Source organism: Streptomyces hygroscopicus (assembly GCF_026168105.1).
GTDB classification, from domain to species: domain Bacteria; phylum Actinomycetota; class Actinomycetes; order Streptomycetales; family Streptomycetaceae; genus Streptomyces; species Streptomyces hygroscopicus_D.
Window position 1 is genome coordinate 39,894 of the sequence record NZ_LBMW01000033.1, and the last position, 22,133, is coordinate 62,026.

At 70.9% G+C, this 22,133-nt stretch carries 22 protein-coding genes; 9 read left to right on the forward strand and 13 right to left on the reverse strand.

Annotated elements, in window-relative coordinates; all coding sequences use genetic code 11:
* Positions 1 to 25 precede the first annotated feature (25 nt).
* Positions 26 to 697 carry an endonuclease NucS gene (gene nucS, locus AAW14_RS27195; protein ID WP_265566587.1) on the reverse strand — a complete coding sequence of 224 codons (672 nt, stop codon included), beginning with the start codon at positions 695 to 697 and terminating at the stop codon, positions 26 to 28.
* Positions 698 to 1,055: 358 nt separating this feature from the next.
* On the opposite strand from nucS, the gene AAW14_RS27200 reads away from it, so the two are divergent.
* On the forward strand, positions 1,056 to 1,448 hold the full coding sequence (locus tag AAW14_RS27200) for an SCO5389 family protein (RefSeq protein ID WP_265566588.1): 393 nt from the start codon (positions 1,056 to 1,058) through the stop codon (positions 1,446 to 1,448).
* Between the two features lie 111 nt (positions 1,449 to 1,559).
* Here the strand turns inward: AAW14_RS27200 and AAW14_RS27205 are convergent, their stop codons facing one another.
* Positions 1,560 to 2,588 (reverse strand): LLM class flavin-dependent oxidoreductase, encoded by a 1,029-nt coding sequence (locus tag AAW14_RS27205; protein ID WP_265566589.1) that lies wholly within the window; start codon positions 2,586 to 2,588, stop codon positions 1,560 to 1,562.
* 220 nt (positions 2,589 to 2,808) lie between these two features.
* Between AAW14_RS27205 and AAW14_RS27210 the strand changes: the two genes are divergently transcribed.
* Positions 2,809 to 3,138, forward strand: coding sequence for an ATP/GTP-binding protein (locus AAW14_RS27210; protein WP_265566590.1), 330 nt, complete (start codon positions 2,809 to 2,811; stop codon positions 3,136 to 3,138).
* 7 nt (positions 3,139 to 3,145) lie between these two features.
* On the opposite strand, the gene AAW14_RS27215 is transcribed toward AAW14_RS27210, so the two are convergent.
* The 7 genes from AAW14_RS27215 to mce all read right to left on the reverse strand — a co-directional run bounded on the left by AAW14_RS27215 (position 3,146) and on the right by mce (position 12,918).
* On the reverse strand, positions 3,146 to 4,009 hold the full coding sequence (locus tag AAW14_RS27215; protein WP_265566591.1) for an ABC transporter permease subunit: 864 nt from the start codon (positions 4,007 to 4,009) through the stop codon (positions 3,146 to 3,148).
* The gene (locus AAW14_RS27220) at positions 4,006 to 5,211 is read right to left on the reverse strand and encodes an ABC transporter ATP-binding protein (RefSeq protein ID WP_265566592.1); all 1,206 of its coding nucleotides are present in this window, start codon (positions 5,209 to 5,211) and stop codon (positions 4,006 to 4,008) included. The genes AAW14_RS27215 and AAW14_RS27220 overlap by 4 nt, the downstream gene beginning before the upstream one ends.
* 210 nt (positions 5,212 to 5,421) lie before the next feature.
* Entirely contained in the window at positions 5,422 to 6,192 is a 771-nt protein-coding gene (locus AAW14_RS27225; RefSeq protein ID WP_265566593.1) for an ABC transporter permease, read from the reverse strand.
* A 3-nt stretch (positions 6,193 to 6,195) separates the two neighbouring features.
* Entirely contained in the window at positions 6,196 to 7,173 is a 978-nt protein-coding gene (locus AAW14_RS27230; RefSeq protein WP_265566594.1) for an ATP-binding cassette domain-containing protein, read from the reverse strand.
* An 84-nt stretch (positions 7,174 to 7,257) separates the two neighbouring features.
* Positions 7,258 to 8,193, reverse strand: coding sequence for a cellulose-binding protein (locus AAW14_RS27235; protein ID WP_265566595.1), 936 nt, complete (start codon positions 8,191 to 8,193; stop codon positions 7,258 to 7,260).
* A 180-nt stretch (positions 8,194 to 8,373) separates the two neighbouring features.
* The gene (gene scy / locus AAW14_RS27240; protein ID WP_265566596.1) at positions 8,374 to 12,222 is read right to left on the reverse strand and encodes a polarized growth protein Scy; all 3,849 of its coding nucleotides are present in this window, start codon (positions 12,220 to 12,222) and stop codon (positions 8,374 to 8,376) included.
* 255 nt (positions 12,223 to 12,477) lie between these two features.
* Complete coding sequence (gene mce, locus AAW14_RS27245; protein WP_265566597.1) at positions 12,478 to 12,918, reverse strand: methylmalonyl-CoA epimerase; 441 nt, start codon at positions 12,916 to 12,918, stop codon at positions 12,478 to 12,480.
* Between the two features lie 148 nt (positions 12,919 to 13,066).
* Here mce and AAW14_RS27250 point away from each other — a divergent pair, with 148 nt between their 5' ends.
* From AAW14_RS27250 to AAW14_RS27260, 3 genes are all read left to right on the forward strand, one after another.
* The gene (locus tag AAW14_RS27250) at positions 13,067 to 14,269 is read left to right on the forward strand and encodes an acetyl-CoA C-acetyltransferase (protein ID WP_265566598.1); all 1,203 of its coding nucleotides are present in this window, start codon (positions 13,067 to 13,069) and stop codon (positions 14,267 to 14,269) included.
* 60 nt (positions 14,270 to 14,329) lie between these two features.
* Positions 14,330 to 15,286: a methylmalonyl Co-A mutase-associated GTPase MeaB gene (meaB, locus tag AAW14_RS27255; RefSeq protein WP_265566599.1), complete on the forward strand. Its 957-nt coding sequence runs from the start codon at positions 14,330 to 14,332 to the stop codon at positions 15,284 to 15,286.
* A 164-nt stretch (positions 15,287 to 15,450) separates the two neighbouring features.
* Positions 15,451 to 16,752 carry an MFS transporter gene (locus AAW14_RS27260; protein WP_265566600.1) on the forward strand — a complete coding sequence of 434 codons (1,302 nt, stop codon included), beginning with the start codon at positions 15,451 to 15,453 and terminating at the stop codon, positions 16,750 to 16,752.
* Between the two features lie 326 nt (positions 16,753 to 17,078).
* On the opposite strand, the gene AAW14_RS27265 is transcribed toward AAW14_RS27260, so the two are convergent.
* The 4 genes from AAW14_RS27265 to AAW14_RS27280 form a co-directional block, all read right to left on the reverse strand.
* Positions 17,079 to 17,555: a MarR family winged helix-turn-helix transcriptional regulator gene (locus AAW14_RS27265; RefSeq protein ID WP_265566601.1), complete on the reverse strand. Its 477-nt coding sequence runs from the start codon at positions 17,553 to 17,555 to the stop codon at positions 17,079 to 17,081.
* A gap of 92 nt (positions 17,556 to 17,647) precedes the next feature.
* Positions 17,648 to 18,445, reverse strand: a complete 798-nt coding sequence (locus AAW14_RS27270; protein WP_265566602.1) for an AIM24 family protein — start codon at positions 18,443 to 18,445, stop codon at positions 17,648 to 17,650.
* Complete coding sequence (locus AAW14_RS27275) at positions 18,442 to 19,092, reverse strand: AIM24 family protein (protein ID WP_265566603.1); 651 nt, start codon at positions 19,090 to 19,092, stop codon at positions 18,442 to 18,444. Before AAW14_RS27275 ends, AAW14_RS27270 begins: the two co-directional genes overlap by 4 nt.
* Before the next feature lies 1 nt (position 19,093).
* Positions 19,094 to 19,726, reverse strand: a complete 633-nt coding sequence (locus tag AAW14_RS27280) for an AIM24 family protein (RefSeq protein WP_265566635.1) — start codon at positions 19,724 to 19,726, stop codon at positions 19,094 to 19,096.
* A gap of 151 nt (positions 19,727 to 19,877) precedes the next feature.
* Here AAW14_RS27280 and AAW14_RS27285 point away from each other — a divergent pair, with 151 nt between their 5' ends.
* The 4 genes from AAW14_RS27285 (at position 19,878) to AAW14_RS27300 (ending at position 22,086) form a co-directional block, all read left to right on the forward strand.
* Positions 19,878 to 20,228, forward strand: coding sequence for a DUF3817 domain-containing protein (locus AAW14_RS27285; RefSeq protein WP_265566604.1), 351 nt, complete (start codon positions 19,878 to 19,880; stop codon positions 20,226 to 20,228).
* Positions 20,225 to 20,521, forward strand: a complete 297-nt coding sequence (locus tag AAW14_RS27290) for an MTH1187 family thiamine-binding protein (RefSeq protein WP_265566605.1) — start codon at positions 20,225 to 20,227, stop codon at positions 20,519 to 20,521. The genes AAW14_RS27285 and AAW14_RS27290 overlap by 4 nt, the downstream gene beginning before the upstream one ends.
* A gap of 159 nt (positions 20,522 to 20,680) precedes the next feature.
* The gene (locus tag AAW14_RS27295) at positions 20,681 to 21,445 is read left to right on the forward strand and encodes a hypothetical protein (protein WP_265566606.1); all 765 of its coding nucleotides are present in this window, start codon (positions 20,681 to 20,683) and stop codon (positions 21,443 to 21,445) included.
* Positions 21,442 to 22,086 (forward strand): TetR/AcrR family transcriptional regulator, encoded by a 645-nt coding sequence (locus AAW14_RS27300; RefSeq protein ID WP_265566607.1) that lies wholly within the window; start codon positions 21,442 to 21,444, stop codon positions 22,084 to 22,086. The genes AAW14_RS27295 and AAW14_RS27300 overlap by 4 nt, the downstream gene beginning before the upstream one ends.
* The last annotated feature ends 47 nt before the right edge of the window (positions 22,087 to 22,133 follow it).

Consider the following 22,133-nt stretch of genomic DNA (forward strand, 5'->3'; position numbering starts at 1 on the left):
GGCCCTGAAGTCGTCGTACCGCCCGTCAGAACAACCGCAGTTTGTCGTCCTCGATGCCCCGCAGCGCGTCGTAGTCCAGGACCGTGCAGCCGATGCCGCGGTCCGTGGCGAGCACGCGGGCCTGCGGCTTGATCTCCTGGGCCGCGAAGATGCCCCGTACCGGAGCCAGGTGCGGGTCCCGGTTCAGAAGCTCCAGATAGCGGGTGAGCTGCTCCACGCCGTCGATCTCGCCGCGCCGCTTGATCTCCACGGCGACGGTCCCGCCGTCCGCGTCCCGGCACAGGATGTCCACCGGCCCGATCGCCGTCATGTACTCACGGCGGATGAGCGTGTAGCCATCGCCGAGCGTCTCTATGCGGTCCGCGAGCAGCTCCTGGAGGTGTGCTTCCACGCCGTCCTTGATCAGACCGGGGTCCACGCCGAGTTCGTGCGACGAGTCGTGGAGGATCTCCTCCATCGTGATGATCAGTTTCTCGCCTGCTTTGTTGACAACGGTCCAGACGCCCTCCTCGTCACCCGCACCTTCCTTCAGGGTGCAGGGCGGCGACATCCAGTTGAGGGGCTTGTAGGCCCGGTCGTCCGCGTGGATCGAAACGCTGCCGTCCGCCTTCACCAGGATCAGGCGGGGCGCGGAGGGAAGGTGTGCGGTGAGACGGCCCGCGTAGTCGACGGAGCACCGGGCAATGACGAGACGCATGGTCGGCAACGCTACTCGACGCGCCCCGCCCGGCGCGATTCGCCCTCGTGAGCAGCCCAGGGCCCGCCCGAGCCCCGCTGCCGGAGACCGCGACGGGGAACCTGCCCGGCCTCTCCGGCCGCACCCGAGCTCCCCGGGGCAGGTCCCTCCCATTCTTCCGTGATGCCCCTGTTCGGTAGTGGCTGGTTGTGTGCCTAGCGGGAGTTTGCGGTGTGCGCATTCTCCTGGTGCCGTCACCGTCCGTTGCCTAACGTAGTAAACGGGAGGTCGTGCGGTGTGTACGCAGCGTGTTCGATATCGCGAATCTCCCTTCCCTGTCCGTCAACCCCGGTTGCTCTGGGGTGCGAGAGGAGTACCCATGTCGCTCGACGTCTCACCGGCCCTACTCGAACAGGCCGAGCGAGGCGAGGTCGACGAAGCCGATTTCGTCGACTGCGTCCGGACCTCCCTGCCCTACGCGTGGGAGATGATCAGCTCCCTGGTGGCCCAGCTGAAGGTGGACGGCGGCCAGTTCGCCGACAACCAGACGCCCCCGCCGGACGAGCAGGCACGTGGACAGCTGCTGCGTGCGCTCGCGAGTGACGCGATACGCGGCGCCCTGCAGCGGCACTTCGGAGTGCGCCTGGCCTTCCAGAACTGCCACCGTGTGGCGGTGTTCCCGCTGGACTCCTCGGTGGACGAAACGCTGGCCCGCTTCACCTCGGTCCGCAGTCAGCTGCTCAACCAGTCTCCGGAGCTGCGGGACTGCTGACGCGATTTGACGCCGCATGGCTTGCCGCTCCGTACGCTGGAGGTGCATCGATCTGTACCGGAGCGGCAAGCTCCCGGCGGCGGTCCCGGCCAGGAGCCGGATCCGGCGGGCTCAGCGGAGCTGGGGGAGCACCTCGGCACCCAGCCTCCGCACGTTCTCCTCCGTCGCCGCGAGGTCGCCGGAGCCCTCGACGAGCAGGGCGAAGCGCGCGATGCCCGTCCGCTCCGCGGTCGCCGTGAGCCGGTCGACGCACAACCGCGGGGTTCCCACCGGGTGCAGCCCGCACAGCAGTTCGGTGTACGCCAGCGGGTCCCGCATCGAGCGGGCCCGGCCGTCGACCGTCACATGAGCGTCGAGCCCCTGTTTGAGCCAGCCCGGCATCGCCTTGGCCAGCGTCTCCGCCGCGTCGGTGAGCCGGTCGGCGATCTGGCAGACGCCGGCCGAGACATGGCCGGCGCCGGCGATCACGTCCCCGTCGACCCCCGCCGCGTGCGCGTACTGCGCCCACAATGCGACCATGTCCGCCTTCTCCTCGTCCCCGACGTGCATGCCGAGCAGCATCGGCAGGCCCCGTTCGGCCGCCAGCCGTACGCTCGCCGGTGAGGTGCAGGCGACGACGACCTCCGGTCCCTCGGTGTCGGTGAGCGACTCCGAAGGCCGTGGGACGACCGGGACTTCACGGAAGCTGAATCGTTCCCCCGCGGCGGCGACGGACGGTTCGCGCAGCCAGCGCACCAGCAGATCGAGTGATTCCGGGAACCCCGTCTCGTACGCCTGGAGGCCGGCACCGAAGACCTCCAGGTCGACCCATGGTCCGCCGCGCCCGACCCCGAGTGAGAAGCGCCCGCCCGAGGTGAGGTGCAGCAGCGCGGCCTGCTCGCCGAGCGCCACCGGGTGGACGGTGGGCAGCACGCTCACCGCCGTGCCCACCCGGATCCGGCGGGTGCGGCCCAGCAGGAGGGCCGCCAGGGTGATGGCCGACGGGCACGTCCCGTACGGCACGAAGTGGTGCTCGGCCAGCCACACTGCGTCAAGGCCCGCTTCCTCGGCGACCTCGGCCGACCGCACCGCGCGGTGCAGCGCCTCCCCCTGGCCCTGTCCCGGGAACTGGGCCGCCAGTACAAAACTTCCTACGCGCATCGCACTTCCTGCTTTCCTGGCTCCGACACGGAGCTCCCCCACCCGGCATAACTGTCTGACATGTGCCCAAGTCACGGGTTGACGGAGAGATTTGCGGATTGTCTGCAGATTGGGCCGACGGGAGGGGTGTCTGTCGGATCGGTGACGTACGCGTACCCCCGTACGCGCCGCGTAGGCTGGACAGGACCCGTGCTTCCTGTATGGCTCCGTGAGGTGTCCCGTGTCCCCGCGTCGCAACCGTCCCAAGGGCTCCGGCTCGCCCGGCCGGAGCGCGGACGACGACCAGTCGCGCTACGGCGGCTGGCAGTCCACCGAGAGCTGGGGCGGCGAGGAGTGGAGCGTACGGCACGTGGCGGGCGCGAGCGCCGAGGGCAAGACCTACCGCTGCCCCGGCTGCGACCAGGTCATCCCCTCCGGCGTCCCGCATGTGGTGGCCTGGCCCGAGCACGCGGGCGTGGACGACCGCCGGCACTGGCACAAGTCCTGCTGGAACGCGAAGGACCGCCGCACCACGCGGGTGCGGCGGTCCCGTAACGCGCCGAGGTACTGAACCCGGCCTACACGTCCCGCTTCTCCAGCAGCAGATACGCGCCGGTGAAGGCGGCGGCGGTCACGCCCAGGGCGATCCACAGCGGATCCCAGCCGGACGGGCCCGAGGACGTCAGGGAGTTGGAGTAGAAGACGCTGAGCTGGTTCGGGATCGAGTACTCCAACAGGGCCTGACGCACCTTCGCCAGCGACTCCGAGAACATGAAGAGCGCCACGACCATGGGGGCGAGCACCGCCCCGATCATGATGGTGATGGCGCCCGCCGAATGCCGGACGATCGAACCCACGACGAGCGAGAGCAGTCCCAGCAGCGCGACGTAGAGGGAGACGCCGAGGGTCGCTTTCAGCCACTCCCCGCCGGAGGGCTCCGGGGCCCCGTGCACCATGGCCACCTGCGCGAAGGCGACGAGGGAGGCGGTCACCAGCGTGACCACGAAGGCGACGAGGAAGAACACGATCGCCTTCGCCACGAGCACCCGCCCCCGGCTGGGGCACGCGGTCATCGTGGTGCGGATCATGCCGGTGCCGTACTCCGACGAGGTGGTCAGCACGCCGAGCGTGATGATGCAGATGCCGCCGAAGAGCAGCCCGAAGAAGCCGAGGGACAGCGGATTCAGGCTACTCACGTTCGACGAGGAGTTCGCGACCAGCGCACCGGCGCCGAGGCCCATGCCGAGCACCAGCAGGACGAACACCCCGAGCGTCCACATCGTGGAGCGCACCGACCGGATCTTCGTCCACTCCGAGGCGAGGGCGTGGCCGAGGTGGGTCCGTACCACCGGGATCGGCGAGGTGTAGCTGGGGTATGCGGAGCCGGGCGCCGTCTGCCAGGTGGGCGCGGCCTGCGGCATCGGGGACTGGGGCGTGCTCATCGGGCGTCCTCGGACTGGGTGGCGGCGGGGGAGGCAGGAACGTCGGCGGCGGCCGGTGCCCGGTCCTGGGGGGCCGGCTGCGCGTAGGGGTTCGGCTGCTGCCCAGCGGGTGGCGCGGCCGGAGCGGCGTAGGGGCCCGCCTGCTGCTGCCCCGGCGTCGTGAAGGCCTGCCCGCCCTGCTGGGGCGGCGGCGGGGCGTACCAGTCCGGCTGACCCTGCCCGGGCACCGGCATCGGCGGTTGGACGCCGGGCGGCAACGGCTGCATCAGGCCCGCCTTCTGGTCGATGGTCGAGCGGTAGTCGACCGCGCCCTGGGTCATCCGCATGTACGCCTCCTCCAGCGAGGCCTGGTGCGGCGACAGCTCCCACAGGCGTACGTCGGTGTCGTGCGCGATCTCGCTGATGCGCGGCAGCGGCAGCCCCGTGACGCGCAGCGCGCCGTCCTGCTCGGGCAGCACATGCCCGCCCGCGTCGGTGAGCGCGGCGGTCAGCTTCTCCCGCTGCTGCGGCTCGGTGTCGGGGGTGCGGACGCGGGCGAAGTCCGCCGAGTTGGCGGAGATGAAGTCCTTGACGCTCATGTCGGCGAGCAGCTGTCCGCGCCCGATCACGATCAAGTGATCGGCGGTGAGCGCCATTTCGCTCATGAGGTGGGAGGAGACGAAGACCGTACGGCCCTCCGCCGCGAGGGACTTCATCAGATTGCGCACCCAGAGGATGCCCTCCGGGTCGAGGCCGTTGACCGGCTCGTCGAAGAGGAGCACCTGGGGGTCGCCGAGGAGCGCGGCGGCGATGCCGAGCCGCTGCCCCATGCCGAGTGAGAAGCCCTTGGACCGCTTTCCGGCCACGTCCTGGAGGCCGACGACTCCGAGCACCTCGTCGACGCGGCGGGCCGGGATGCCCGAGAGCTGGGCGAGAGACAGCAGGTGGTTGCGGGCGGCCCGGCCGCCGTGCACGGCCTTGGCGTCGAGCAGGGCGCCGACGTGCCGGGGGGCGTTGGGCAGCTTGCGGTACGGATAGCCGCCGATCGTCACCCGCCCCGAGGTGGGGTTGTCCAGGCCGAGGATCATGCGCATGGTCGTCGACTTGCCCGAGCCGTTGGGCCCGAGGAAACCGGTGACGGCGCCCGGCCGTACCTGGAAGGAGAGGTTGTGTACAGCGGTCTTGTCGCCGTAGCGCTTCGTCAGGCCGACTGCCTCGATCATGCTCCGCACCCATCGAAAGGTTCAGGACGTCCGGGCGCAGGCTGCCCCCGTAAGGGTTAGGAGGATATCCGGGCGCTGACGGTTCCGCTCAAGAGAATGCAAAGGCTCGCAGGTCACCGGGATGAGGGCGTTCTTACCTCGAGGGGTACGGGTCCGTGTATGGGTACGGGTCCGCCCCGGTCAGGGCGGACCCGTACCCCCTGACGACGCTCAGGCGTCCCGCCTCTTCAGCAGGACGTACCCGCCGATCAGGGCGGCGACCACCCACAGCGCCATGATCCCGAGACCCCCCCAGGGACCGTACGGGGTGTCGTCGCCGGCTCTCGGCAGGACCTGCATGATCTTGCTGCCGGCCTGGTCGGGGAGGAAACGGCCGATCTTCTTCGTCGCCGAGACGTTCCCCAGGATGTTGGAGATGAGGAAGAAGAACGGCATCAGGATGCCCAGCGACAGCATCGGCGAGCGCAGCATCGCGGCCACGCCCATCGAGAACATCGCGATGAGCGTCATGTACAGCCCGCCGCCGATCACCGCGCGCAGCACACCGGGATCGCCGATCCACGCCCGGTGCGGGCCGAGCATGGCCTGCCCCAGGAAGAAGGAGAGGAAGCTGGTGACCATGCCGACGACGAGAGCGAGCGCGGCCGCCACCGCGATCTTGCCGAACATGAAGGCACCGCGCTGGGGAACCGCGGCGAGCGAGGTGCGGATCATGCCGGTGCTGTACTCGTTCGACACGACGAGCACCCCGAACACGATCACCGCGAGCTGGCCGAGACTCATCCCGGCGAAACTGGTGTAGGTCGGGTCCAGCGAGACCTGTGCCGCCGGACCCATCCGGTCGAACTCGCTCCTGGTCAGGGCCGAGATCAGCATGCCGAGGGCGACGGTGACGACCAGAGCCAGCGAGAGCGTCCACACCGTCGACGCCACCGACCGGATCTTGGTCCACTCCGACCTGATGACCTGGGTCGCAGCCATGGCTCAGGATCCCTTCTTCCAGTCGGCGCCCCACTCCCGGCGCGGGACCTGCCGCGACCAGGTGTCGACGAGCGTGTCGGTGTGCGCGTGGTACTCCACCACCTGGGCCGTCAGCTGCATGAACGCCTCCTCCAGTGAGGCCTGCTGGGTGCTGAGCTCGTGCAGCACGATCCGGTGGCGGGCGGCCAGTTCGCCGATCAGCTCGGCCTTGTCGCCGTCCACCTCCAGCGCCCCGCTGCCGGACTCGACGACCGTGACGCCCGCCTCGTGGAGCACGTCGAGCAGTTGCTCGCGCTGCGGGGTGCGGATTCGGACGTACGAGCGCGCGTTCTGCCGGATGAATTCCGCCATGGAGGTGTCGGCCAGCAGCCGGCCCTGTCCGATGACCACGAGGTGGTCGGCGGTGAGGGCCATCTCGCTCATGAGGTGGCTCGACACGAACACGGTCCGCCCCTGTGCGGCGAGGGATTTCATCAGGGTGCGGATCCAGTGGATGCCCTCGGGGTCGAGGCCGTTGACCGGCTCGTCGAACATCAGAATCCGTGGGTCGCCGAGGAGCGCGGCGGCGATGCCGAGACGCTGGCCCATGCCGAGCGAGAAGCCCTTGGTCTTCTTCCGCGCGACGGAGGTCAGGCCCACGGTGTCGAGGACCTCGTGGACGCGGGAGCGAGCGATGCCGTTGCTCTGGGCCAGGCAGAGCAGATGGTTGAGGGCGGTGCGGCCGCCGTGCACGGCCTTGGCGTCGAGGAGGGCGCCGACGTACTTCAGTGGGTCCTTTAGCCGGTCGTAGTGACGGCCGTCGATGCGCACGTCGCCGCGGGTGGGGTGGTCGAGCCCGAGCACCATCCGCATGGTGGTGGACTTCCCGGCGCCGTTCGGGCCGAGGAAGCCCGTGATGAGGCCGGGTCTGACGGTGAACGTGAGGTTGTTGACCGCCAATTTCTCGCCGTATCGCTTGGTCAGCCCCTCGAGCTCGATCATGCGGCCACGCTAAGACGGCGCAAAGCCCTCCGCCACCGCAGTGGCAGAGGGCTTCGCGGATGTTCGGACGCCGTACGCCCTGCGTTACCGGGTCTGCTGCGCCGGAACGCCGCGCGAGATCGGCTCGTCCTCGGCCGGCGAGCCCGCTGCGGCGACGGCCGCGCCCGTGAGCGTCGCGAGCATCTCGCGAACGTTCGTGAGCTGGGCGTTGATGGAGTCGCGACGGTTCGTCAGCGCCGCCAGCTCGCGCTCGGATTCCGAGCGGATACGGTCGGCCTTGGCGTTCGCGTCGGCCACGATGTCCTCGGCCTGACGCTGGGCCGTCTCCACCGTCTGGCGGGCGCGGCGCTCGGCGTCCGTGCGCAGCTTCTCGGCCTCCAGGCGAAGCTGCTCGGCGCGGTGCTCGATCTCGGCCAGGCGCTTCTCCGCCTTGGCCTGACGGGAGGCCAGGTCGCGCTCGGACTGCTCACGGCGCTTGGCGAGGTTCGTCTCGAAGTCGGCGGCGGCCTGCGCGGCCTTGGCGCGGGTCTCCTCGAAGAGGGCGTCCGCCTCCTCGCGCTTGGACTGCGCGTCCTTCTGCGCCTCGGCACGCAGCTGCGAGGAGTCGCTCTTGGCCTTCTCGACGATCCGGACGCCCTCGTCCTCGGCCTTGGCCTTGCGCTCCGCAGCGAACGATTCTGCGTCGTTGCGCACCTGCTGGGCGGCCGACTCGGCGAGTTCGCGGTGCTGCTCGGCTGCGCGACGAGCCTCCTCGCGCAGGTCCTTGGCCTCTTCTTCGGCGAGACGGAGGATCTTCTCGACGCGCGCGCCCAGACCCGCGTACGACGGCTCCGCGTCGGTGACGGCGGCCTGGGCGTTCTGCGTCTCGAGGTGAAGCTCCTCGATGCGCTTTTCCAGAGCGGTGATGCGGGCGAGAGCACTGTCACGGTCGGAGACGAGCTTGGAGATGCGTTCGTCCACCTGAGCGCGGTCGTACCCACGCCGCACAAGCTCGAAGCCGTAGGGGGAAGTGTCGCTCATGGGGTTCCTGTCGAATGAGACCGGTGAGGTGATAGGGGAATCCTAGGGGCCAATGCGGCGTGTCATCGAGCGTATGCCTGTTTGATCTGGAGAATGACACTCCTTTTGGGTGGCTAACTGTCTGAGGGCTTGCCATGACCCGCGTCAAACGCCCGACAAGCACAGAATCCACACTTCTCGCTAGCCGTCCGACGCCTTGCCACCCGAACGGGGCGCACCCACGGCCGCCCCCGCCTTGACGCCTCCGTCCTTGCCACCCGACGGGGCCTCGAAGGACTCCAACGCCTCCAGGACGTCCTGGACACGGGAGATCTCCGCGTTGATGTCCTCGCGCCGGCGCACCAGGATCTCCAGCTCCCGCTTGCCCTCCTCGACCGCCTTCCGGGCCTCCCGGATCGCCTCGGCCTTGATCTTCTCGGCCTCGGAGACAAGCGTGGACTTCTTCTGCTCGGCCTCCTTCAGCAGCCCCTCGGCCTTCTTGACGGCGGCGATACGGACCTTGCCCGCCTCGGAGTTGGCCTCCGAGACGAGCTCCTTCGCCTGCGCCTTGGCCTTCTCCAGCTGCTCCTCGGCGGCCTTGACCAGCGCGTCGCACCGCTCGCCCGCCGACTTCATCGCCTCGGCCGACTCACGCCGCGCCCGCTCGTGCAGTTCCTCGATCTCGCTGGTGATGCGGTCGCGCAGCTCCTCCGCGCGCTCCCGGATCGCGGTGGCGTCCCGGCGTGCGCCGACCAGCAGTTCGTCCGCGTCCGTACGGGCGCGCTCCACCAGCGAGTTGCCCTCGACCGTCGCCTCGGAGACCAGCCGCTCGGCCTCCTTGCGGGCGGCGCCCACCATCGTGTCGGCCTGTGTCTCGGCGTCCGCCGTCGTCTTGAGCGCGTTGTGCTGCGCCTCCGAGAGCAGCTTGTCGGCCTCGGCGGCGGTCTCCGTGATGAGCGTGTCGACCTGCTCGGCTGCCTCGGAGCGCCGCTTGTTGGCGTCCTTGCGGGCCTCGTCCAGGGTGCGCTCGGCCTCCTCGCGGGCAGCCGCGGTCAACCGCTCGGCCTCCGCCTCCGCCTCGGCCCTGATCCTCTCCGACTCGTTGCGGATCCGCTCGGCGTGCTGCTGTGCGGATCCCACCGTCTCGGCGGCCTCGGCACGCAGCCGCTCGGCGTCGTCGGTGGCGTCCCCGACCAGCTTCTCGGCCTTGGCCACCGACTCGGCCCTGACCCGCTCGGCCTCGGCGTTGGTCTCCCTGGTGAGCCGCTCGGCCTCCGCCCGCGCCTCCGTGATGAGCGTGTCCGCCTGCGTGGCCGCGTCCGACCTGATCCGGTTTGCGTCCTCGCGCGCCTCCGCACGGGTGCGCGTCGCGGCCTGTTCGGCGGAGGCGATGGTGTCCGAGGCCTCCGTACGCACGCGCTGGGCGTGCTCGGCGGCCTCCGAACGGATCCGCTCCGCCTCGGCGATCGCCTCCGAGACCGTCCGCTCGGCAAGGGACTTGGCGGCATCCGTCTCCTCGGTGGCCTCCCGCCGGACACGCTGGGCGTCCTCGGCGGCCCGCTCGCGCTCCGCGTAGGCGTCGGCGCGGACGCGGTCGGCCTCCTCCTGCGCCTCGGTGCGCGTACGGTCCGCCGCGTGCTCGGCGGCGGAGCGGAGCCCGGTGATCTCCTCCTGCGCCTGCTCGTGCAGCCCGGCCACGGAGTCCCGCACCTGCTGGGCGTGCAGCTCGGCGGCCGACACCATCTCGGTCGCGCGCCGGTCGGCCTCCTCGATCAGCCGTACGGCCTCCGCCTGGGCCTCCTCGACCCGGGCCCGCGCCACGGCGAGCAGCTCCTCGCTCTGCTCCCGGGCGCGCTCGCGCTCCTGGTCGGCCTCCTGGCGCGCCGCACCGAGGAGTTCCTCGGCCTCGCGGCGGCGCCGGGCGGCCTCCTCCTGGGCGGCGGCGAGCGTCTCCGTGGCCTCGGTGCTCAGCCGCTCGGCCGCGGCCTGCGCCTCGGCCCGGACGCGGTCGGCGGTGTCCTGCGCCTCCGTCTTGAGCCGCTCGGCCTCGGTCGCCGCCTCCGACCGCAGGCGTACGGCGATGGCCTCGCCCTCCGCGCGGGAGGCGGACGCGTCGGAGGCGGCCTCCGTGCGCAGCCGGTCGGCCTCGGCCTCGGCCTGGGCTTGGAGCGTACGAATGCGCTCGGCGGCCTCGGAGCGCAGCCGGTCGCCCTCCTCGACGGCCTCGCGGCGGAGCTGCTCGGCGTCCGCCCGCGCGTCGGCGAGCGCCTGCTCGGCGGAGGAGAGCCGATGCTCGGCCTCGGAGTGGAGGCGGGTCAGCTCCTCGGCGGCCTCCGTGCGGCGCGCCTCGACGGCCCGCTCGGTCTCCTCGCGCAGCTCGCGGGCGGCCTTCTCCGCCTGCTCCTTGATCGCGTCCGACAGCTCGACGGCCTCGGCGCGCTGCGTCTCGGCCTCCTTGCGAGTGCGTTCCAGGGTCTCCTCGGCCTGGCGGCGCAGCATCGAGGCGCGCTCGATGGCCTCGGTGCGCACCTTCTCGCTGTCGGCGGTGGCCGCGGTGCGCAACTCGTCCGCGTCGGCCTTCGCCTTGGCGAGCAGCTCCTCGGCGGTGTTGGCCGCCTCCTCGATCTGCTGGACGGCCTCGCGCCGGGCCTCCGCGCGGATCTTCTCGCCTTCGGCGACCGCCTCGGAGCGCAGCTGCTCGGCCTCGCCGCGCAGCCGGCGCGCCTCCTCCTGCAACTCGACCGTCTTGGCGCGGTACTCCTTGGTGTCGTCCTTCGCCGCGCCCTTGAGCTGCTCGGCGATGTCGTGCGCCTCGGCGCGCAGCCGGTCCGCCTCGGCCTCGGCCTCCCGGCGGATCCGCTCGGCCTCCTCGGCGGCGGCCTTGGTGGTCGCCTTGGCGTCGTCCGACGCCTTGTTCAGCACGTCCTCGGCCGTACGCGCCGTCTTGGCGAGCTGGGAGGCGGTCTCCTCGGCCGTGATGCTGCGGGCCTTCTCCGAGGCCTCCGCGACGATCTTCTCGGCCGCGGCCTTGGCGTCCGCGACCAGCTGCTCGGCCTCGGCCTTGGTGGCCTCCGCCTCCTTGGTGGCCTCGCTGACCAGCCGGGCGACCTGCTCCTTGGCCGTACGGGTGCGCTGCTCGTTGGTCGACTCCGCGCCGGAGAGCGCCTTGGCGGCGGCCTCCTTCGCCTCGGCGACGACCTTGTCGGCCTCGGCGCGCGCCTCGCGCAGCGCCGCCTCCGCCTCGGCCATCCGCTGCTCGGCGGCCCGGCTCAGCTCGGACGCCTGCCGACGGGCGGCGTCCGACTCGCTCGTGGAGCTGGAGCGCAGCTGCTCGGCGTGGTCGGTGGCCTCCTGGGCCTGCGTGGCCGCGGCGTTCAGCAGCCGCTCGGCGTCCGCGCGGGCGCGGCGCAGAATCTGGTCGGCCTCCGCCCGGGCGGCCTCGGTGTCGCCCTGCAGCCGCTGCCGGGCCTCGGCGGTGAGCCGCTCGGCCTCGGCGCGGGCGGCGGTCAGCGCCTTGTCGGCCTCGGAGCGCGACTCCTCCACGAGGCGGCGCGCCTGGGACTCGGAGCGGGCGCGAAGCTGCTCGGCCCATGCCACGTTCTCGTTGACGTGCGACTCGACGGTCTGCCGGCGCTCCGCCAGCTCCTGGTCGAGCTGCTGGCGGCGGGTGACCGCCTCCGCGTGCAGCTCCGCCTGGAGACGTGCGGCCTGCTCGGCGTGCTCCTGGAGGATGCGCTGCGTCTGTGCTCGGGCCTGGCTCAGCTCACGCTCGGCGTCCGCCCGTAGCTGGTCCGCCTGCATCTGCGCCGTACGGAGCATCTGCTCGGCCTGATAGCCGATGTCGGCCCCGTCGTACGCCGGACGGGTCATGAGCGTGCGCCGCGCCTCGTGCAGCTTGGCGCGCAGCACCTCGACCTGGTAGCCGAGGTCCTCGGCGTGCTGGATCGCCTTTTCCCGCTCGGTCTTCAGCCGCTCCATCTCGGCCTCGAACCGAGAGAGATGGTCGACGTCAGCCGCCGGCTCTCGCTCCTGGCGTTCGTAGCCCCGCACTGCGCGGTCCCATCCGTCCCCTGGTCGCAAGTCTCTCCAAACGAGCTCCGTCCATCCGCCGAACGGGGCCCCCGGGGAATGGTGTCAGATCAACGGCGGAGCATGGGCTGCTGCCCCGACGCTCGTCCCCCGAAACCCGGACCCCGGACCCAGGCCCCGTCCTCGGGGACCCGGCGTCCCGCCGCTCGGGCGGGACCCGGTCGCCCTGGTGGAGCGGCGACCGCTCCCAACCCTACCGGCCCTCATGTACGGGAGTCAGTGCTCAGGTGACTCAACAGCCGCCGATGTGACCAGTTCTGTCAGAACGCCGTGGCAGTCCTTAGGATGCAGGAAGGTGATCCGCGACCCCATGGAGCCGCGCCGTGGCTCCTCGTACAGGACACGCACGCCCTTGTCCTTGATGGCGGCGGCGTCCTCGTCCACGTCCGCCGTGCCGAAGGCGATGTGATGCACGCCCTCTCCGTTCTTCGCCAGCCACTTGGCGACGGTGGAGTCCTCGCGGATGGGTTCGAGGAGCTGGAGGTAGGAGGCGCCGCCGTCGTCCGTGTTGTTGATCTTCAACATGGCCTCGCGTACGCCCTGCTCCTCGTTGACCTCGGTGTGGAACACCGAGAAACCATAGGTCGAGGTGTAGAACTCGACGGTCTTCTCCAGGTCGAAACAGGCGATCCCGATGTGGTCGATTCGCGTCAGCATGTAAGTAGTGCAGCGCTCCGCGCGTGGTTACGCAACGTGCGCGCGATCACACCGACAGCCCGATGACGGGGTGGACTACCGCTCAGTACATTCGAAGTAAACCCTCGTTCACTCCTCGGCTGTGCAAGCCGGAAGGGGATCGCAGCTCATGTCTGGAACGAACAGCACGACCTCCGTCATCGTCGCGGGTGCCCGCACCCCCATGGGACGGCTGCTCGGCTCGCTGAAGTCTTTCTCCGGAGCCGACCTCGGCGGCTTCGCGATCAAGGCCGCCCTCGACCGTGCGGGGATCGGCGGCGACCAAGTGCAGTACGTGATCATGGGGCAGGTGCTGCAGGCCGGGGCCGGGCAGATCCCGGCACGTCAGGCCGCGGTCAAGGCGGGCATCCCGATGAACGTCCCGGCCTTGACGATCAACAAGGTGTGTCTGTCGGGCCTCGACGCGATCGCGCTGGCCGACCAGCTGATCCGCGCGGGCGAGTTCGACGTGATCGTCGCGGGCGGCCAGGAGTCCATGACCAATGCCCCCCACCTGCTGCCGAAGTCCCGGGACGGCTTCAAATACGGTGCGGTCCAGATGCTCGACGCGATGGCCTACGACGGCCTGACGGACTCCTTCGAGGGCATCGCCATGGGCGAGTCCACCGAGAAGCACAACACGCGCCTCGGCATCGGCCGCCAGGAGCAGGACGAGATCGCGGCCCTGTCCCACCAGCGAGCCGCGGCCGCCCAGAAGAACGGCATCTTCGAGGCCGAGATCACCCCGGTCGAGGTGCCGCAGCGCAAGGGCGAGCCGGTCGTCTTCAGCCGGGACGAGGGCATCCGCGGCGAGACGACGGCTCAGTCGCTGGGCAAGCTGCGCCCGGCGTTCAGCAAGGAGGGCACGATCACGGCCGGTTCCTCCTCGCAGATCTCGGACGGTGCGGCGGCCGTGGTCGTGATGAGCAAGGCCAAGGCCCAGGAGCTGGGCCTGGAGTGGATCGCGGAGATCGGCGCCCACGGGAACGTGGCCGGGCCGGACAACTCCTTGCAGTCCCAGCCGTCGAACGCGATTCTGCACGCGCTGAAGAAGGAGGGCCTGGAGGTCTCGGACCTCGATCTGATCGAGATCAACGAGGCCTTCGCGGCGGTCGCCGTGCAGTCAATGAAGGATCTCGGAGTTTCCACCGAAAAGGTGAACGTCAATGGCGGCGCGATCGCTCTGGGGCACCCCATCGGGATGTCCGGCGCCCGGCTCGTCCTCCACCTCGCCCTGGAGCTCAAGCGGCGCGGCGGCGGCGTCGGCGCGGCGGCCCTGTGCGGTGGCGGCGGTCAGGGTGACGCGCTCATCCTGCGGGTAGCCAAGGCCTGAGCACCCTGGACGTCTCCCGCCCCGGAGGCGAACACCTCGAAGAATCCGAACGGAGCTGTGATGCAGGACGTCTCCTCACTGGTGGCCCAGGCCAGGGAAGGCAGGCCGCGGGCCGTGGCCCGGCTGATCTCCCTGGTGGAGGGGGCGTCTCCGCAGCTCAGGGAGGTCATGGCGGCCTTGGCGCCGCTGACCGGCGGCGCCTATGTGGTGGGCCTGACCGGGTCGCCGGGCGTCGGCAAGTCCACCTCCACGTCGGCCCTCGTGACGGCGTACCGCAAGCAGGGCAGGCGGGTCGGCGTCCTGGCCGTCGACCCGTCCTCCCCCTTCTCGGGCGGCGCGCTGCTCGGCGACCGCGTCCGGATGTCGGAGCACGCGTCGGACCCCGGCGTGTACATCCGCTCCATGGCGACACGCGGGCATCTGGGCGGCCTCGCCTGGGCCGCACCGCAGGCGATCCGGGTGCTGGACGCGGCGGGCTGCGACGTGATCCTCGTGGAGACGGTGGGCGTCGGCCAGTCGGAGGTCGAGATCGCCTCCCAGGCCGACACCTCGGTCGTCCTGCTGGCGCCCGGGATGGGCGACGGCATCCAGGCCGCGAAGGCGGGCATCCTGGAGATCGGTGATGTGTACGTCGTCAACAAGGCCGACCGTGACGGCGCGGACGCGACCGCGCGTGAGCTGAACCACATGCTGGGCCTCGGGGAGTCGCGTGCCCCGGGCGACTGGCGTCCCCCGATCGTGAAGACCGTCGCCGCCCGCAGCGAGGGGGTCGACGAGGTCGTCGAGGCGCTGGAGAAGCACCGGGCGTGGATGGAGGAGCACGGTGTGCTGGCGGAGCGCCGTCGGGCCCGCGCCGCCCACGAGGTCGAGACCATCGCGGTCACGGCCCTGCGGGAGCGGATCGGCGACCTGCACGGCGACCGCCGTCTGGGCACGCTGGCGGAGCGGATCGTGGCCGGCGAGCTCGATCCCTACCGGGCGGCGGACGAACTGGTGGCGGGGCTGACGGCTGGCTGACCGTAAAGCCCGTGGTCAACGCTCCTGTGCGTTGATACGTTGATCCACATGTTCCTCCTCTTGGCATAGGACCCGCCCAGGACCGTGATCGACGAGCAGCGTTCGGCTGTGGTCGTCGCGGCACCCCGGTGTCCCCTCATCGCCTCCAGTCGAGGAACCTCCACATGCCCGCGTCTTCCGTGGTGCGGCCTTCGTATGCCGCCGTCCTCCGTGTCCCGTACGCCCGTCGTACCTTCGGTGCCGCCCTGTTGGGGCGACTGTCGTACGGGACGGTCTCCCTGTCCGTGATGCTGTCCGTGACCCGGGCGACCGGGTCGTACGCCGTGGCCGGGACGGTCATGGCGCTCTTCGGGGCCACGACGGTCCTCCTCTCACCGCTGCGGGCCGCGTTCGTCGACCGGTACGGGCCCCGGCGGGCGCTCGTGCCGATGGCCCTGCTGTACGCGGGGATCCTGGTCGTGCTGGCCGTGGTGAGTCTGCGGCCGGGCGCGCCGGTGCCGCTCCTGGGCGCGCTGGCTCTCGCGGCCGGGGCCTGCCCGCCTCCGCTGGGCCCCACCATGCGCGCCGTGTGGAGCGAACTCCTCGATGATCAGCGGCTGTTGCAGCGGGCGTATGCGCTCGACGGGGTGGCCGAGGAACTTCTGTTCGTGTCCGGGCCGCTGATCGTGGGTGCGGTGGTGCGGTGGGCGCCGCCGGGGGCCGGGGTGGCGCTGAGCGCGCTGCTGGTGGCGGCCGGGACCATCGCCTTCGTCTCGTCGCCCGCGACGGCCGGGGCACGCCCCGTCACGGCGCGCCCGGCGCGTACCGCGGGACGACCGCGGGGGATGCGGTCTCTGGTGCGGCCCGTGCTCGTGGCCGCCGGGGTCGGGGTGGCGGTCGGCGCGCTCGATCTGCTGGTCCTGGCCTTCGCCGAGCAGCGGAGGCACGGCGACGACGTCGTGGCGTGGGTGCTCGCGGCGCTGTCCGCGGGCAGCGCGGTCGGCGGTCTGCTGAACGGGGCGGTCCCCTGGCGGGTGAGTGCGCGGATCCGTCTGCCGCTGCTCACCGCGGGTCTCGGCCTGACCCTGGCCGTGGCGGGGCTGGCACCCGGCCTCGGCGTCCTCGCGGCGGCGGTGGCCTGCGCGGGCCTGTTCATCGCCCCGGCCCTGACCACGTCGTACCTGGTCGCGGACGAGTCGGCCGCGCCCGGCTTCCGCACCCGGGCCGGAGCCTGGGTCAACACGGCCGTCAACGCGGGCTGCTCGGTCGGTTCGGCCGCGGTGGGCGCGCTGGTGGGGCATCTGCCGCTCGTGCTGTGCTTCGCGGCGTCCGGAGCCGTGACGGTGGCGGCCGCGACCCTGGCGGGATGCGGGGCGGCTGCCGCCGGATCCCCAAGGGGTCAGGGCCGAACGGGTGGTGCGCGCACGTGGACGTCGCGCCGCCGACGTGCGCGGCCGGGGCGGGGTGACGTGTCCTCGGTGCGGTGACGGGTGGCGGCTCGTCCGCCGGGAGCGGGCGGCGTTGCGTCCGCGGCGGGCCTGGCGCCGGGCGTCGGCGTAGGCACGGCGACGGAGGCGTGTGCCCGGAGGGCGTGCGGGACCCGGCCCGTGCGTCGCGCCCCCGGCCCTGCGCGTGGTGCGCGGTCGGGACCGGGGTGACGCGCCTCGGTGCCGCGCGGGTCCGTGCGGTGACGGGTGGGCGTCGTCCGCCGGGAGCGGGCGGCTCCAGCCCCGCGGGCGGCGCAGTCGGCGGTGCGGTGCATCCGCCGGCTGCTCCACCGGGCGGGTGGGCCGGGGCAGTCCCTCCGGCGCCGCTACGGCTTTCCCCGCTGCCCCCGCAGGTGTTCCGCGACCGGGCGCAGGGACTTGTGCAGCTGCTCCAGGTCGTCGGGGGACAGCAGATCGATGAAGTGCCGCCGTACGGACGACACATGGTGGGGCGCGACCTTCTGCATCGTCTCCATGCCGTGGTCCGTGAGAACCGCGTACAGGCCCCGGCGGTCGGACTCGCAGTTCTCGCGACGGACCAGGTCCGCGTTCTCCATACGCGTGATCTGGTGTGAGAGGCGGCTCTTGGACTGGAGGGTGGCGGCCGCGAGGTCGCTCATCCGCATCCGCATGCCCTCCGACTCCGAGAGATTCACCAGGATCTCGTAGTCGTTCATCGTCAGGCCGAACGGCTGCAGATCCCTTTCGAGCTGATATGCCAACAGCCTGTTGACCTCGAGGTGGGTGCGCCAGGCGCACTGCTCCGCATCGGTCAGCCAGTGTGTGGCCGTCTCGGTCTCCATGAATGAAGTCTACCTAAAAGGTTGAAAGGCGAACTAGTGAGGGTGGTGTGACTGTGCGCACGCGTTCGATGTCACACTCCGCAGACTACCGCTCACAGCCCGAAGCGACGCTGGAGGTCTCCCAGCTGTCCGGGAAGGCGCGGTGCCCCCGGCTGCTGTCCTTGGTGCCCGGGTACCCCCATGCCGCCCGGTACGCCCGGCTCGTGCGGGACCGCTCCCGTGGGCAGTTCCTCCATGAGGGTCTCCGTGGATTGCAGCAGTACCGTGCCCGCCCCCACGAACTCGAACTGATGCTCCTCTCCGGAGGCCCCGCCGAGGCCCGTCATCGCACGTAGACCGCCCCATACGCCGGTCAGGTACCCGTGGTCGTAGTGGTGGCACGGGGAGGGGCAGTCCGCCCAGCCGACCAGGGCCTGCGGATCGACCCGGATCGGGGGTTCCATGAACACCACCGGACCGTTAGATGCGGCTACGAACTTGCCGGTTCCGATCAGTGTCAGGAATCCCGGAATGATCGATTGCTTGAGTGCGAGACTTGGCTGAAAAGCGAGCAGGTTGCCCGAGCGAATGGTCAGATTGCCGTCCTCCAGGTCGTAGGAATTCACATCGAAGGCCCGGTCGGCGAGGAGCATCTTGCCCGAGCCCTGTGCCACGACCCAGTCGCTGGCGTGCAGTGGCGAATGAAAGGACGTACGGACAAGGTGGTCCAAACGGCCGTGCCCGACGCCGTTGAACTCGATCGTGCCGTAGTAGGCGATCATCTTGCCCTTCTGCAGGAACCACTGGCTCCCCTTCAGGTCCACGCAGAAGGTGTACGCGTTGACGTTGTCGTCGACCGGCAGGGTCGCCGGGTCGTGGATCACGGGGCCGCCACCCGGGTAGGTGCTCACAGCTTCTCCTCCGAGGCCTGGACGTACACCGCACCACTGCCGCTCAGCTCCAGTTGGAACGCCTCGCCGGAGCCGCGGCCCACCATGTCGCGCCAGCCGAGCGCGGCGGACAGCCTGTTGCGTACGTCGCCGTGGTGCGCGACGTACGCCTGAGGGTCGACATGGACCGGGCGCTGCGGGGTGATCGGCACCTCGAAGACGCCCCCGTGCGCCATGACGGCGACCGCGCCGTGCCCGGTGAGGGTGGTCGTGAACAGGCCCTGACCGGTGACCTGGCCGCGCACCAGGCCCATGACGCCGCCCTGCGAGCCCATGAACATCGTGCCTTGCTGAAGGCTGCCCTCGAAGGCGAGCAGCCGGTCCGCCTCGACGTACAAGGTGTCCCCGGTGAGGTTGATCACCTGGATGTGGTGACCGCCGTGCCCGAACAGGACCGTGCCGTCGCCCTCGACCGTCATCAGCGGCGTCGCCTCGCCCGCGGCCCGGCGGCCGATCATCGACATGACCCCGCCCTGGCCGCCCTGGATGTTGGGGGTGAAGGAGACCCGGCCCTTGTAGGCGAGCATCGCTCCCCGCTGGCTGTACACATGACGGCCGGGTACGACCGTCGCCTCGATCATCTTCGAGTTCACTTCGCGGAAGGCCATGTCAGAGGTCCCCCGCGATCGTGTTGCGCTCGCTGGGCTGGACGTAGACGAGTCCGTCCCCCTCGAAGCGGATCTGGAAGGCCTCGCCGCCGCCCTCGCCGAGGAACGTGCGGAACGTCACGCCCGACTGGAACGACTGCCGCAGATTCCCCTGGTGCGCGATGTACGCGCCGGGGTCGACGATCAGCGGGTACTGCGTGCTCACTCGCAGCACCAGCGCCGGTCCGTCCGACATGATCGCCGCCTGGCCGTGGCCCTCGACGGTCGTCGTGAACAGGCCGTTGCCCTGCGAGGCGCCGCGCAGCCCGGTGAAGGTCGTGCCCGTGCGCAGGCCGGCCTCCGTCACGAGCAGGTTGCTCGACTCGACGTACAGCTTGTCCCCCTGGAGGCTGACGAGATTGATCTCGGATGCCCGGTCCGCGAACCAGCAGGTCCCCTGTCCCTTCACCTCCATCACGGTCATCTGCTCGCCGGTGAGCCGACGGGTCACCATTCCCCGGATCCCCTCACCGCCGCCGGTGAGCTTCTTGAAGGTCATCTGCCCGTCGTACGCCACCATGGAGCCGTTCTTCGCCTTCACGGCGTCCCCGGTCATGTCGACGGCCAGCACCTTGCTGCCTTGCAGTCGGAACATCGCCACGGGGCGAAGGTAGCGGCCGGACCGGCGCGGCGGACAGACCCCTCGCGCGGGGGCGACACGGTCGTTTGTCACAATGGGCCCAGCATTTGTGCATCCGTTCACAAGGCGACCGCGTCGTCAGCGACTCTCCCACCGAAGGTGACCCGTGGACCTCAAGACAGCCTCCGCCATCCGCCGACTCCGCCTGATCTCCGTGCCGGAAGGCATCTCCTGGCTCGTGCTCGCGACGTGCACGGTCATCAAGTACACGGTCACATCCAGCGTCGACGTCGCCCGGTGGCTGGGCCCGATCCACGGCGTGCTGTTCGTCCTCTACGTGGTCTTCTGGCTCGACGCCTGGAACCGCACCAAGTGGGAGAAGGGGACGGCCGCGCTCTACTTCGCCTACTCCGTCATTCCCGGCGGGGGCTTCCTCGCCGAGCGTCGGCTCCGCCGTGCGGCCGAGGACGCGGTGATCGCCTCCCGGGCCCGCCGCGAAGGGGTCGTGAACGCGTGATCGTCGCCTTTTCCGTGACGCCCCTGGGGGTCGGTGAGGACGTGGGGGAGTACGTCGCCGACGCCGTGCGGGTCGTACGGGAATCGGGGCTGCCGAACCGTACCGACGCGATGTTCACGTCGGTCGAGGGTGAGTGGGACGAGGTGATGGACGTCGTGAAGCGCGCCGTGGCCGTGGTCGAGGAGCGCGCTCCGCGAGTCTCCCTCGTCCTGAAGGCGGACATCCGCCCGGGTGTGACGGACGGGCTCACCGCCAAGGTGGAAACGGTGGAGCGGCATCTGTCCGGCGAGTGACCTGCCCCCAGCAGCGGAGAACCCCCGGCCCTGCAGGGCCGGGGTTCTCCCTTGTCAGCGACTTGAGCGGCGGTTTGAGCGGCCGCTCAAATCTCCTGTAGTGTCAGGTGACTTGATTGAGCAGTCGCTCAACGGGGCCGGTGACATGGGGGATTCGCAATGGGGCTCTACGTGGAGGCGCACATACGGGGGGACCTCGACGAACTGTGGGCGCGGATCCAGGACCCCGCGCAGCGCCGGCGCTGGCACCTGCGCCTCACCGAGATCCACCACATGCCGTGCACGGAGGGCGGACGGCCGGACGGGACCCGCAACTGCGCGCTGCGGTTCTCCTCGCCGCACCCGCTGTCGCCGATCGCGGAGGGGAGCGGCTACTGGCGGTGCGTGCCCGAGGACGACGGCGTCCGCTTCCTCACCGGGTACGGCCACCGGCCGCGCCGGGGCCGCGCCGGGGCCCTCGCGGACCGCGTCCTGGTCCGCCCGCTGCTCGGCTGGGCGACCGCCTGGTCCGTCGACCGGCTCCGGCTGTGGCTGGAGCGGGGGATCACCCCTGAGCGGGCGCGGCTGAACTGGCTGGCGGAGCTCGCCGTGCGCGCGCTCGTCCTCACCGCCGGCGGCACGGGCTTCGGCGCGGTCTCCGTCATCCGCTTCTTCGGCTCCCTGGCGCCGACGGTGGCCTATCTCTGCCCGCTGCTGCTCGCCCTCGTCATCTCCGTGGCCCTGTTCGCCCCGCCGTCGGCGCGCACCCCGGCCGCCCGCCGCTGTCTGCGTACCGGAGCCCTCGTGGCCGAAGACATGACCGAAGTGCCGGTTCGCGAACCGCAGCCCGACCGGGAAGCGTCCCGGAGGCCCGTCGGACGACTCCCGCACGTGAGCCGCGTGCGTCCCCGGCTGCGGCCGGTCAAGGAGGAGGCGCCGGCATGACCGGGACGACCAAGGCGAAGCTGCTGGAGGGAGCGCTGCGGACGCTCACCGAGCAGGGGATCGCCGGGACGTCGGCCCGGACGATCGCGGCGACCGCGGGCGTCAACCAGGCGCTGGTCTTCTACCACTTCGGCTCGGTGGACGAGCTGCTGGCGGCGGCCTGCCGGCATGCGACGGAGCAGCGGGTGGCGCGGTACCGGGAGCGGCTCGACGCGATCGGCTCGCTCGCCGAACTCCTCGCGTTCGGACGGGAGATGCACGAGGAGGAGAAGGCCCAGGGCCATGTGACGGTCCTCGGTCAGCTGCTGGCCGGGGCAGGGACCCATCCCCGTCTCGCGTCGGCCACGGCGGCGGGGCTCGAACTCTGGATCGTGGAGATCGAGCGGGTGCTGACGCGGGTGCTGGCGTCGACGCCGCTGGGGGAGTTCGCCGACGCCGGGGGCCTGGCGCGTGCGGTGTCGGCGTCCTTCGTCGGCATCGAGCTGTACGAGGGGGTGGACGCGGCCGGCGCGGGCGCGGCGCTCGCGGCCCTGGAGCAACTGGCGTCCCTGGCGTCCGCCCTCGAGGGCCTGGGCCCGGTGGCCCAGCGAGCGCTCCGCCACAGGCTGCGCCGTGCGTCGGGCCCCTTAGGCGGTGTCTGACCGTTCCCGCCGGGCGCGCGAATGGCCGGACTCCGCCCGGGCGGTGC